At 41.4% G+C, this 12,745-nt stretch carries 15 protein-coding genes; 2 read left to right on the plus strand and 13 right to left on the minus strand.

The annotated features are described in order from the left end of the window. Nucleotides 1-41 precede the first annotated feature (41 nt). From LG369_RS07285 to LG369_RS07310, 6 genes are all read right to left on the minus strand, one after another. Entirely contained in the window at nt 42-1,079 is a 1,038-nt protein-coding gene (locus tag LG369_RS07285) for a SepM family pheromone-processing serine protease (RefSeq protein WP_225750745.1), read from the minus strand. After that, nucleotides 1,063-1,551 (minus strand): pantetheine-phosphate adenylyltransferase, encoded by a 489-nt coding sequence (gene coaD, locus LG369_RS07290; RefSeq protein WP_004251661.1) that lies wholly within the window; start codon nt 1,549-1,551, stop codon nt 1,063-1,065. The genes LG369_RS07285 and coaD overlap by 17 nt, the downstream gene beginning before the upstream one ends. Then, entirely contained in the window at nt 1,541-2,080 is a 540-nt protein-coding gene (gene rsmD / locus LG369_RS07295; protein WP_049494510.1) for a 16S rRNA (guanine(966)-N(2))-methyltransferase RsmD, read from the minus strand. Before rsmD ends, coaD begins: the two co-directional genes overlap by 11 nt. 59 nt (nt 2,081-2,139) lie before the next feature. Next, on the minus strand, nt 2,140-3,132 hold the full coding sequence (asnA, locus tag LG369_RS07300; RefSeq protein WP_070677014.1) for an aspartate--ammonia ligase: 993 nt from the start codon (nt 3,130-3,132) through the stop codon (nt 2,140-2,142). 95 nt (nt 3,133-3,227) lie between these two features. Then, a complete protein-coding gene (locus LG369_RS07305; protein WP_070677013.1) occupies nt 3,228-3,911 on the minus strand; it encodes a Bax inhibitor-1/YccA family protein in 684 nt (227 codons plus the stop codon). A gap of 53 nt (nt 3,912-3,964) precedes the next feature. Continuing rightward, the gene (locus LG369_RS07310; protein WP_070677012.1) at nt 3,965-4,705 is read right to left on the minus strand and encodes a TrmH family RNA methyltransferase; all 741 of its coding nucleotides are present in this window, start codon (nt 4,703-4,705) and stop codon (nt 3,965-3,967) included. A 33-nt stretch (nt 4,706-4,738) separates the two neighbouring features. Between LG369_RS07310 and LG369_RS07315 the strand changes: the two genes are divergently transcribed. Next, entirely contained in the window at nt 4,739-5,017 is a 279-nt protein-coding gene (locus tag LG369_RS07315; RefSeq protein ID WP_001174501.1) for an acylphosphatase, read from the plus strand. 76 nt (nt 5,018-5,093) lie between these two features. Next, the gene (gene yidC, locus LG369_RS07320; RefSeq protein ID WP_070677011.1) at nt 5,094-6,020 is read left to right on the plus strand and encodes a membrane protein insertase YidC; all 927 of its coding nucleotides are present in this window, start codon (nt 5,094-5,096) and stop codon (nt 6,018-6,020) included. 75 nt (nt 6,021-6,095) lie between these two features. On the opposite strand, the gene pflA is transcribed toward yidC, so the two are convergent. The 7 genes from pflA to rpe form a co-directional block, all read right to left on the minus strand. Beyond that, entirely contained in the window at nt 6,096-6,890 is a 795-nt protein-coding gene (gene pflA / locus LG369_RS07325) for a pyruvate formate-lyase-activating protein (protein ID WP_178895488.1), read from the minus strand. A 131-nt stretch (nt 6,891-7,021) separates the two neighbouring features. Further along, complete coding sequence (locus LG369_RS07330) at nt 7,022-8,275, minus strand: diaminopimelate decarboxylase (RefSeq protein WP_178895489.1); 1,254 nt, start codon at nt 8,273-8,275, stop codon at nt 7,022-7,024. A 72-nt stretch (nt 8,276-8,347) separates the two neighbouring features. Then, nucleotides 8,348-9,172, minus strand: a complete 825-nt coding sequence (gene purR, locus LG369_RS07335; protein ID WP_006147832.1) for a pur operon repressor — start codon at nt 9,170-9,172, stop codon at nt 8,348-8,350. A gap of 101 nt (nt 9,173-9,273) precedes the next feature. Continuing rightward, the gene (locus LG369_RS07340; RefSeq protein WP_006152067.1) at nt 9,274-10,215 is read right to left on the minus strand and encodes a 3'-5' exoribonuclease YhaM family protein; all 942 of its coding nucleotides are present in this window, start codon (nt 10,213-10,215) and stop codon (nt 9,274-9,276) included. Then, nucleotides 10,205-11,461 carry a DNA recombination protein RmuC gene (rmuC, locus tag LG369_RS07345; RefSeq protein WP_225750746.1) on the minus strand — a complete coding sequence of 419 codons (1,257 nt, stop codon included), beginning with the start codon at nt 11,459-11,461 and terminating at the stop codon, nt 10,205-10,207. Before rmuC ends, LG369_RS07340 begins: the two co-directional genes overlap by 11 nt. 1 nt (nt 11,462) lies before the next feature. Continuing rightward, a complete protein-coding gene (locus tag LG369_RS07350) occupies nt 11,463-12,125 on the minus strand; it encodes a thiamine diphosphokinase (RefSeq protein WP_225750747.1) in 663 nt (220 codons plus the stop codon). Beyond that, nucleotides 12,088-12,744, minus strand: a complete 657-nt coding sequence (gene rpe, locus LG369_RS07355; protein ID WP_225750748.1) for a ribulose-phosphate 3-epimerase — start codon at nt 12,742-12,744, stop codon at nt 12,088-12,090. Before rpe ends, LG369_RS07350 begins: the two co-directional genes overlap by 38 nt. Nucleotide 12,745 lies beyond the last annotated feature (1 nt).

The raw sequence follows: 12,745 nt of genomic DNA on the forward strand, positions 1-12,745 counted from the left end.
CTTCTTTTTTTCTACGCTAGTCTATGGACTTGCACTATATTCTATGGGTTGTTTTTCAAGTAATCAATTGCATCCTGAAGTGTTTTTACAGGAACAATCTTCATGTCTGTTTTAATCATTTCAGCCGCTTCTACAGCCGTGTCATAATTACTTTTAGCATTAGGATTGGCCTTTTTAGCTTCTTCAGTTACTGGATTGTTAGGAGCAAAGAATACAGTAGCTCCTTTTTTTGCAGCAGCAACAACTTTTTTGTCAATTCCACCAATATCACCAACATTTCCATCTCTGTCGATACTTCCTGTACCAGCAATGATACGTCCATTTCGAAGAGTTGGATTTGCAATTTGCGTATAGATGGATAAACTAAACATCATTCCAGCACTCGGACCACCAATGCCAGCAGTTGAAAACTTGATTGGCACGTCACTTGACACTTCTGTGCGGTCAATCAAACCGATTCCAATACCGTTTTTCCCATTTTCCAGAGTAATGATTTTTCCTTCAGCGGTTTTGACTTTCCCGTCTTCTTGGTAAGTAACCTTAACCTTGTCACCTAGCGTTTGAGAATTAACGTAGTCGACCATCTCCTTAGAACTCTCAAAAGTCTTATCATTGACAGCCGTTACTGTGTCAGCGATATTGAGAATACCCTTGAAGGTTGAGTTATCTGTTACGGTCAAAACATAGACTCCCAGGTATTTGAGTTCTATCTCCTTGCCCGCTGCCTTCAGACCTTGATATTTGGCCATGTTCTGCGAAGTTTCCATGTAAAACTGGTTGATTCGCATAAATTCCGCATCTGACGAACCACCAGTCATCTCTTTAGCACTATGTATGTCCGTAAAAGGTGTTAGCCAAGCATAAACCAAGTCAACCAGTCTAGCGTGCTTAACTCCAACTGTTACAAATTGGTAGGAACCTTCTTCTTGGTCAGATTGGTTATTTACTTGTAAAACCTTTCGAATATCTTCTGAAGTCCCTGGCACCTCAATGTAATAAGGAAGTGGTACCGTAAAAGATATAAAAGTGATAATGAGCCCGATGATTAAATATATGGGCCATCTAGTTTTTTTCTTCATTCTTTAACTCCTCTAAGACAGCATTTGGTACATACTTGCTAATATCTTGACCAAACTTCAATAGTTCTCTCACAGCTGAAGAGCTGATGTAAACATGCTCTGGGCGACTATGGAGATAGACTGTCTCAATCTCTCCTGCTAATTGATGGTTGTAAAAATCAAAACTGGCTTCATACTGAAGATCCGCAGCGTTACGCAAACCACGAACAAGAACATGGACACCCAGTTTTCTAGCAACATCAACGACTAATTCATCATGAGAGGCAATGACTTGGACATTTTTAAGGTGTCCCACCGCTTTTTCAACCGTCTCTAGCCGACTTTCTATCGGTAAAAATCCATTTTTGTGTGGATTATAAAAAATTCCCACATACAATCTATCAAAGAGCTTACTTGCGCGTTCAATAAGGTCCAAATGACCATTGGTAATTGGATCAAACGAACCTGTAAATAGCCCAATTTTATCTGACATAAACCGTCACCTTACTAATCCCATATATTTTTTCCTTCCAGATGCCTAAACAGGCGATTTCTTCTGGAAGCTCTACTGATTTATCGGTCTCGCAGACCACCATGACATCTTCTGAAAAAAGATTTCTCTCAGCCATTTTTTCAATGTCGGATACGATCTGTTCCTTTGCATAGGGAGGGTCCAAAAAGATGAGATCAAAGACACCATCCACTTGCTCCAATGCGCGACTGGATTCCATTTTCAATAATTGAAATTTAGAGGTTTCCTTGGTCATCTGAATGTTTTCTGCCACAATATTCTGTGCTCGGCGATCCTTCTCAACTAGGACAGCGCTCGACATCCCTCTTGAAACTGCTTCAATGGATAAGCCCCCACTACCAGCATAGAGATCTAGCACACGCCCTCCTTCAAAGTAAGGGCCAATCATATTGAAAATAGCCCCTCGGACCTTGTCCGATGTCGGCCTCGTTGTTTTCCCGTCCAAGGTCTTTAAAGGACGTCCTCCGTAGATTCCTGATACGATTTTCATAAGGTATATTATACCAAATTCTGATGAAATAAGAAAATCGAACCTCTCGGTTCGATTGATTAAAGAATATTCTCGTAAGTATCTCTAACTTCTTGTGGCCAAACACTAGTTTGGACTTCACCGATGTGCTTCTTACGAAGCAAGAACATCGCCATACGAGACTGTCCAATTCCTCCACCAATTGTCAATGGGAAGAGTCCGTTCAAGAGAGCCCTATGCCATTCTAGGGATAAACGGTCTTCATCTCCTGTAATCGCAACCTGACGACGAAGGGTGTCTTCATCAACACGAATTCCCATAGAAGACAACTCAAAGGCCGCACCTAAGTTATCATTCCAAACAAGGATGTCTCCATTCAAGCCATGATAACCATTTTCAGACTCAGTTGTCCAGTCATCATAGTCTGGTGCGCGTCCGTCATGGGGTTTTCCATCTGACAATACGCCACCGATACCAATCAAGAAAACTGCACCGAATTCCTTACAGATAGCATTTTCACGTTCTTTTGGAGTTAAGTCTGGGTAGCGTTCTACCAATTCTTCAGTATGGATAAAGGTAATTTGCTTCGGCAAGATTGACTCAATATCATAACGGGCTTCGACTGCCAACTCTGTTAAACGAATAGCCTTGTAAATCTTTTCAACTGTTTCCTTGAGATAGGCTAGATTGCGTTGCCCATTTGGAATGACTTTTTCCCAGTCCCACTGGTCGACATAAACTGAGTGAGTCGCATCTAGTGAATCTTCATCCGGACGAAGAGCCTTCATATGAACAAAGAGACCTTCTCCTTCACCAAAACCAAAACGTGCTAAGGTATGGCGTTTCCACTTAGCAAGGGAATGCACCACCTCATAGGTTTCATCTGGAATTTGCAGAACTTTAACAGATACTGGGTGTTCAATACCTGAAAGGTTATCCTGCATCCCGTCCCCAACCTTGCTCAAGATTGGTCCCTGTACTTCTACGACTTCTAACTTATCTTTCAAATATTGGGTAAAGGTATTTTTTACAAAGGAAATCTCTTCTTGCTGATGGATAAAACTTTTCTTCATACGTTGCTCCTTTTGAATAATAAAAAGATTATACCTTTTTGTTGGTGAAAATGAAAGTAAAAATTAAAAAAGAGCTCATTTTAGCTCTAAAAGTATTAATCGTTTCTTCCAAAAATTCGTAAGAAGCTAAGGAAGAGGTTGATAAAGTCGAGGTAGAGGCTAAGTGCTAAAGAAATTGCCCAACCAGTAGCTACCTGGCCATCTGACTCTTCGTAAACATAACGAATTTTTTGATTATCCCAAGCAATCAATCCTGAAAAGACAAGAACCATAATGATACTAATGATATAATCCATAAGGTCACTATTTAAGAAGATATTGATAACCATGGCTAGTATCAAACCAAATAAGGCTGCAATCAAAGCACGACCGATTCCACTCAAATCCTTTTTAATGACTACTCCTACGATAGCCATCACAAAGAAGAGGGCCGCACTGGAGATAAAGGCTGTCAGAACTGTCCCTGGAAGATAAAGTGACACAATGAAGCTTAGTGAGAAACCATTGACCGCTGAATATAGCAGGAATATCGGAAGAGTTGCTGGACTATTCTTTGCTGCTAAACCACTTGCAAAAATCACTAGAGCAACTTCAACAATTCCTGTTACGATTAGCCATACGCGAGCGTTAAGCATTAACTGAACAAGAAGATCTTGAAAGGTTGTTAACATCAAGGCTGAAACAATTGCAGATAAGGCAATCCCAATCCCGACAAAAGCATAGACTTTTGCATAAAATTGATTCAGACCAGAACGTCCTTGAATAATTGTTTGATTCATATCTTTTTCTCCTTATGAAATCTTTTTACTGATTATAACAAAAATAAAACAATTTAACTCAAATAAAACATGAGTATGCCTGCAGCAATGGCAACGTTGAGACTTTCCGCTTGCCCTTTCATGGTAATATGAACCAGTTGGTCTGCCTGATTTGTCATGAATGGGCTAATGCCTTGACCTTCATTTCCCATAACTAGGGCAAAATTCTCTAGCCGAGCAAGCTCACGATAGTCTTTAGAGTTTTGTGATAAGGTGGTTGCTAGAATTGGTAAATTGCTCTTTTTAGCCTCTTCTACAAATGTTTCAACAGGCATCCGATAAATCGGCAAATGAAAATGACTGCCCTGCATGGATCGGAGAGTCTTCAAACTATAAATATCTGCTGACTTGCTTGAAACGATGACTCCAGAAAAACCTGCTGCATCTGCCGTTCGGATCATTGTGCCAACATTTCCAGGATCCTGCACGTCTTCCAAGAAAAGATATTTCCCTTGACTCAAATCCGGCAACTGCTCTTCTTCCTTTTGAACAATGGCTACAATGCCCTGAGGAGTTTGTGAATCTGCTAAATCAAGCAAAATTTCTTCGGCCACAAAGACAGTCTGAGGATAGTCCGTTAATTTTTTACCATACTCTGTAAGGGAAAAAATTCTCTCTATCTTTGCACCTGCTTGAACAGCCTCTTCAAACAAATGCCATCCTTCTATTAAATAAGATGATTTTCGATATTTTTTTTGATGCAATTTCTTGGCATTTTTTACCACAGAATTCGCTTTAGAGGTTATAATAGTCATAGGAGTATTATAACACAATCAAGGAGGTTTGGTATGCAAAAGGTCAAAATGATCGCACAGGGTCGCGTTCAAGGCGTTGGTTTCCGCTGGGGCGTCTATACCCTTGCCCTCGAGCTAGGTGGAATCACTGGACGTGTCTGGAACAACGATGACGGAACAGTTGAAATTCTTGCCCAAGCAGAGTCTTCAGCTATCATGGCTAAGTTCATCCAAGAGATCCGAAAAGGACCTACTCCCTTCTCAAAAGTAACCTATCTAGATGTTCAATTGAGCAACTTCCCATCCTATTCAGATTTCAAAGTAGCAAATTAGGTCTCTAGAACTATTGTATATTTTCAAAAAAAACAGTAGAATAGAAAGGTATCATTTTTAAGAAGGAATTAAAACAGTGAAATCAATTAAACGAATCGCCCTCTCTATCATGGGAGTGGCCATGCTATTAGTCTTAACAGGCTGTGTCCAGGTTGATAAAGCAACCGGACAACCAACAGGATTTATTTGGAATACAATCGGAGCACCTATGGCTGAAGCCATCAAGTACTTTGCTACTGATAAAGGGCTAGGCTTCGGGGTCGCTATTATTATCGTAACCATTATCGTCCGCTTGATTATTTTGCCACTTGGGATCTACCAATCATGGAAGGCAACGCTTCATTCTGAAAAGATGAACGCCCTCAAGCATGTTCTTGAGCCACATCAAACTCGTCTCAAAGAAGCAACTACTCAAGAAGAAAAACTGGAAGCCCAACAAGCTCTCTTTGCTGCTCAAAAAGAGCACGGTATCAGCATGTTTGGCGGAGTAGGATGTTTCCCTATCCTCATTCAAATGCCTTTCTTCTCAGCAATCTACTTTGCAGCTCAACATACAGAAGGTGTTTCTGAAGCTAGCTTCTTAGGAATTGCACTTGGTTCTCCAAGTTGGATTCTTATCGCCTGTGCAGGTGTTCTCTACTACGTCCAATCGCTCCTTTCACTACACGGAGTTGAAGACGAGACTCAAAGAGAACAACTCAAAAAGATGATTTACATGAGTCCAATGATGATTGTCATGTTCTCTATCTTCTCACCAGCCAGCGTTACGCTTTACTGGGTTGTCGGTGGTTTCATGATGATCCTTCAACAATTCATCGTCAACTACATCATTCGTCCAAAACTTCGTAAAAAAGTACGTGAAGAATATGCCAAGAACCCACCAAAAGCAAGTAAAACTTCAGGTGCTCGTAAAGATGTAACCCCTGAATCAGCTGCAATTATCTCAACTTCTGCTAAGAAGAAAAATAAAAAACGCAATTCTGGAAAACAACATTCTAGATAAAAAATAAAAGGCTTAGCATTCGAGCTAAGCTTTTTTTATATCAGAAAAGCCCGATATTTTCATCAGGCTTATTTTTTATCCATGAACACGTTTCATGTAATCTTGATAGCTTTCTGTATCCATCAATTCCTTAGCGTTTTTAACACGATCTGCTGTTGGAGGTTTAACCCCTTCAAGTGAATACGGAATCCCAAGTTCACGCCACTTGAACTCACCCATGGTATGGTAAGGCAAAATCTCAAATTTATCAACATTTTTAAGAGTTTTTACGAATTTCCCAAGCTCAATCAAATCTTCATCACGGTCTGTCAATCCTGGCACGAGAACATGACGAATCCAAACAGGTTTCCCAATATCTGACAAGTACTGCGCACACGCCAAGATATTTTTGTTGGTTTGACTGGTTACAATCTTGTGCTGTGCTTCGTTGATTTCCTTGATATCAAGAAGAACCAAGTCTGTCACGGCCATTAGTTTATTGAATTTCTCTAAATAACGTGGTTTATTACGGAATGGAAGGGCACAAGTATCCAAGGTACAGTGGATGCCTTTTTCTTTTGCTTTTGTAAAGAGAGCAATTAGGAAATCAATCTGTAAGAGAGCTTCTCCTCCACTGACAGTAATTCCACCCTTATCTCCCCAGAAACCACGAAAACGAAGCGCTTCTTCTAGAACATCGTCTACTGTTCGTACACGAGATTTATTGGTTTCCATTGCCCATGTGTCAGGGTTATGGCAATACTGGCAACGCATCTGACAGCCCTGCAAAAAGACAATGAAACGAATTCCGGGACCATCTACCGCCCCAAAACTCTCTGTCGAATGTACCATTCCTGTCACTTGTCCGTAGTCTATTGTTTCTTCTGACATCACGTCACCTTCCTTGAAACCGTTTTATAATTTTATTATATCACGCTTGAAAGGAAAAACAATAGATTTTGTCTATTTTTTAGAAAACAATCTGTTTTTCACTTTCAACTTTCATGATTTTCAAAATTCCTCTATTCCTTGTCAAAGTCAAAGCCATAGAGAGTCGCAAAATAGTCCTCAGGTCGCTCTGCTCTACGGATTAGTCGAGCACCACCGTCCTCTGTGTAGAGAATCTCTGCCGAACGAAGTTTCGCATTGTACTGGTATCCCATAGAGAAGCCATGGGCACCTGTATCATGAATCACTAACAAATCACCAATTTCTGTTTGAGGCAACTCACGATTTACTGCAAACTTGTCGTTGTTTTCACAAAGAGAACCAACAACATCAACCATTTCAGTCTGACCATCAGGATGCATCATGTTAGTAATATGATGGTAAGCACCGTACATAGCTGGTCTCATAAGATTGACAGCTGACGCATCTACTCCTAGATAAGTACGGTAGGTTTTCTTTTTATGAGTAACTTTTGTAACGAGAATGCCATGAGGTGCCAACATAAAGCGACCTAGTTCTGTAAAGATTTTAACCTGACCAAGATCTGCTGGCGTAAGAACTTCTTCATAAACCTGACGAACTCCCTCACCAATCAAGGCGATGTCATTTGGCTCTTGATCTGGACGATAGTTGACTCCGATACCTCCAGAAAGGTTGATAAAGTCCAGCGAAATACCCAACTTTTCCTTGATTTCTACTGCTAACTCAAAGAGCTGACGTGCTAATTCTGGATAGTAGAGGTGGGTCACAGTATTGGAAGCTAGGAAGGAATGAATCCCAAAGGTTTTAGCTCCCTTTTCTTTCAGGATAGCAAAGGCTTCAAAGAGTTGCTCCTTGGTCATCCCAAACTTAGCTTCACCAGGATTATCCATAATGTCTGTCCCTAGTTCAAATACGCCTCCAGGATTGTAACGACAAGAGATAATCTCAGGAATCCCCGCAGCGCGCTCTAAATGGTCGATATCTTCAAAGGCATCCAAGTTGATAGTCGCCCCTAATTCACGGGCATAAGCGTACTCTTGGTCTGGTGTATTGTTAGATGAAAACATCATCTCCGCCCCTGAAAACCCGAGCTTATGACTCATTAAGAGTTCTACATAACTAGAACAATCCACTCCACATCCTTCTTCTTGCAAAATCTTCAAGATAGCTGGAGTTGGGGTTGCCTTAACTGCGAAGTATTCTTTAAAGCCTTTATTCCAAGAGAAGGCTTTGTTTACTGCGCGTGCTTTCTTGCGAATACCTTTTTCATCGTAGAGATGGAATGGAGTTGGAAACTCTTCAACAATCTTTTCTAAGTCTTCACGTTTAATAAATGGCGTCTTCATAGGGCTCCTTCATATTCATTATCAAAGAAAGGCTGGGACGAAAGTTCCAACCTTTAAGCATCTTATTCTCTCTTATTTTTCTGTTTCGAAGATGTTCCCAACTTCAACTTCAATTTGTTGGTTCTTCACATCAATATTGGTAACTTTTAAGAGTGATTTGTAGTCAAACTGCTGTTCACGATCTTCCTGCGCATTATCAGCAAAGACAGCTACACCAGCTAACTCAGAATCAAACTCTGTTAAAAGGCTAATCATACCGTTAATCGTTCCTCCGCCTTTCAAAAAGTCATCAACAATCAGGACACGGCTTCCTGCCTTAAGGCTACGTTTTGAAAGGAACATTTTTTCAATACGGTCGCTAGAACCTGAGACGTAGTTAACACTCACAGTTGAACCTTCTGTGATTTTCAAGTCACGACGAACAATGACAAAAGGTACGTTGAGAACATTTGCTACTGCATTTGCAAGCGGAACCCCTTTGGTCGCTACCGTCATAACAGCATCAATCTTTTGGTCCATAAAGCTCTTGGCAATAATACGTCCAATATTTTTCAAAATAGCTGGAGTGCTAAGGAGATCAGACAAATAAATGTAGCCTCCTGGAAGAATGCGGTCGCTCTCTGAAAGTTTATCGCGAAGCTCTTGGATGATTGTTTTGGACTCAAGGGTAGAGATAGAAGGTGTGAAAATAACCCCACCACCAGCACCTGTCACCGTTTGAATATGACCAATTTCAATTTCTTCAAAGGCGCGCTTAATAATGACAATATCTTCTGAAATAGAAGACTTGGCAGATTCATACTTTTCCGCAAAGGTATTGAGACTGGTTAATTTGTATGGATTGTTAATCAAATAATTGGAAATAACAACCATCCGATCACTTCTTCTTAATTTCATTAGTTATTCACCATTCTTTTTAATTAGTCTTTTTCTCATTATAACACACTAAAGCAAAAAAACGAACTTTATTGTCTAAATAAAGCTCATTTTTTTAGTTTCTAGTCTAATTTTGGCTTGTAGAAGGAACGATTGTCCATTGCAAAGACCTTATTGGTCATTTCCCCCTCATCAACAAGGGCGAGCGCTGTTGACATCATCATCATACTCGCATCCAAATTATCAATCATATGAATAATTTCAGCTTCCATCACACGAGGACGAACAGGACTACCATACTCGAGTAATCCATGGTGGCTGAGAATCACATGGCGCAGAAGCACCACTTCTTCTCGAGTATCATCAATGCCAAGTTCCATAACTGCTTTGGTAATCTCGCTATCAATCAAGGCGATATGCCCGATAAGATTTCCTCTCACTGTATACTCTGTCTGGTCCGGACCTGTTAACTCAATAACCTTAGCCAGGTCATGAAGCATAATTCCCGCATAGAGCAAGCTCTTATTGAGTTGTGGGTACACATCAGCAATTGCCTCTGCTAAACGAACCATAGTCGCTGTATGATAAGCTAGCCCTGTTTCAAAGGCATGGTGGTTGGTTTTTGCAGCTGGATAGGAATAAAATTCTTTATCATATTTAGTATAGAGGGCCCGAACGATTCGTTGCCAGATGGGATTTTCAATCTTGAAAATCATCTGTGCCATGTACTCACGGATTTCTTTAACATCCACTGGTGATTTGACCTTGAAGTCTGCTGGGTCATTGGGTTCGCCAGGCTGAGGTAAGCGAAGGGTAATTTGATTTACCTGTGGAGTGTTGTTGTAAACTTCACGACGCCCTTGCATGTGGACAACTTTTCCTGCAGTAAAGGCCTCAACGTTATGAGGTTGGGCATCCCAGAGCTTTCCTTCGATTTCCCCACTATCATCTTGGAAGGTGAAAGCTAGGTAGTTTTTCCCAGCACGCGTCTGTCTCAGATCGGCTGATTTGATTAGGTAAAAGCCTTCGAACAGTTCATCTTTTTTCATGTGACTAATCTTCATATTCTTCCTCATCTTCTTGGAACTGGAGCAAATCAAGCATAGGCTCACCTTCTGACAATTCAATATGTCGGAGAGTTCGCTCAATAGCTGAAGTACGTCGGTTTAACAATTCATCAATATTACCAGTGGCATGTTGGAGGTGTTTTTGCGCTTTAACCAGAATGCCACCAAACTTGCCAAATTCGGTTTTGACGTTGGCTAGAGTTTGGCTAATATGGTCAGCACTCTTTTGGATATTCAGAGTCTTGAAGCCGACCGATAGGGAGTTAAGAAGGGCTGACAAGGTACTTGGTCCCGCAACGATAATCTGCTCTTCCCGTCTCAAGCCATCAAAAAAAATCGGATTTCTAACGATTTCTGAGTAAAGACCTTCTGTCGGAACAAACAAGACTCCAAAATTGGTTGTCCGAGGTGGCGCCAGGTACTTACTCTTAATATCCTTAGCAAAACGCTTGACGCTTGCTAGGAGAGACTTACGACAGCGCTCAATCTCGTCCTTGTCACCTGCTTCATAGGCTTCTTCCAGACGGTAATAATCTGCCAGTGGAAACTTAGAATCAATCGGTAGATAGACATATTCCTGGTCACCTTGTCCAGGTAACTTGATGGCGTATTCCACACGTTCACTAGAGTTTTCAACCGTTGCAAATTCTCGTTCATACTGGGCAGGTGTCATGATATCTTCAATAATCTGTCCCAGTTGTAATTCTCCTAGAATTCCTCGAGTTTTTGTACCAGATAAGATCTTATTAAGAGCGCCGACATCACGGGCAACCGTCTGCATTTCACCCAAACCTCGGTTGACAGATTCCAGTTGTTTTGAAACTGTCTCGAAAGACGCTTGCAAACGTGTCTGCAAGGTCTTTTCTAACTTTTCCTCGACCGTTTGGCGCATCTGCTCTAAACGTTGCTCATTTGACTCCTGCAAGGCCTGTAGTCTTTGGTCAGTCTTATCTCTGGTTTGGAGGAGGTTTTCATTCATCTCCTGTCGAACCTGAGTCAGACCTTGGTGCAATTCAATCCGCACCTCCTGCAAACGGTCGCTAACAGCCACTTCTAGATTTTTTTGGTCCAACTGACTAGCTTGTCGTGCTTGTTCAAATCGATAATCTAACTGGTCTGAGAGATTATCTGCCTGGTCTTCTAAACTCTTGGTCAAATATTGCTCCTGCTTGTCCTGCCTTTGCCAAATGAGAAAGAGGCCAGCCAGGTTAGCAATTAATAACAGTAGTAATACAATCTCCATCCTATCTCCTGTCCTTACTATGCAGTACGACCACATAGCCATCCGGGCATGTTACCGAAACTTCCCTATCTATATATTCGTTAGAAGCATAAACTTTCTTAAAGAAAAAATTCTCCTCAGTTAGTTCATACTTGGCTCCGATAATAGTCAACTGACTATCCCTCACAGGCATAAAAGCAAGGTAATCATAGTCCGAACGTGGTTCTAGCTGACTGGTTCCTTCTGGACAATAGCTAATCAAGTTTTGCCCATCCTCAATCTCTATCTGACGCATATAGGGCGCCAATTTAGGATTGCTAGGCAGAAAGACATTAGCCAACATATGGTCAATGCGACCACCTAGGGCACCAAAAATAGTCACCCGAGCTTGAGGATTCTTTTCAAAAATCGTTAAAAGTGCTAGTTCCAGATCGGTATCATCTTTTTCTGGCTGGGCTTGAACAAAATGCTGGGCACGTTTTTGAATCAACTGACGTTCTTCTACAGTCACAGAATCAAAATCCCCAACGGCTAAAGCAAGAGGAAGTTTTTCCTCCAGTACCCAAAGTGAGCCTCGATCCACACCGACAAAGCAGTCAAAATCTGTCCGATAGTGACCGCGGTCTCCGCCTGCAAAAACTGCAACTTTAGTCCAGTTGTTTTCTGAGAGCTTGCACTCGTTCATTGACATCTCCCTTAAAGACATAGGACCCTGCTACAAAGACTGTTGCACCAGCTTCTTTGGCTTGAGCAATAGTTTTATCATCAATCCCACCATCAACTTCGATTTCAAAGTTCAAGCCTTTTTCTTCACGAAGAGCAACTAACTCACGAATCTTATCCATGGTTTCAGGCAGAAAAGCTTGCCCACCAAATCCAGGGTTCACCGTCATGACCAAAACTTGATCAACTAAGTGAAGGACATGTTTAATCGCCTCAATAGGCGTACCTGGATTAATGACAACCGAAGGTTTAACACCGAGAGAACGAATCTTTTGAAGAGCGCCATGAATATGAGGTGTCGCTTCAACATGGATGCTGATGATGTCAGCTCCTGCACGCGCAAAATCCTCTAAATGATGTTCTGGGTTAGAGACCATCAAGTGGCAGTCAAAGACCATCTTACTATGAGGTCGAAGACTTTCGACTACACCTGCACCAAAGCTGATCTGAGGTACAAAGTGACCATCCATGATATCGATATGGGCGTATTCTGCCCCAGTTGCTTCTAGGCGTTTAATTTCACGTTCAAAGTTGGCATAATCTGCTGCCAGAATTGACGGAGCAATCTTGTATTGAGACATA

Source organism: Streptococcus sp. Marseille-Q4154, from assembly GCF_916700545.1.
Taxonomy (GTDB): domain Bacteria; phylum Bacillota; class Bacilli; order Lactobacillales; family Streptococcaceae; genus Streptococcus; species Streptococcus infantis_I.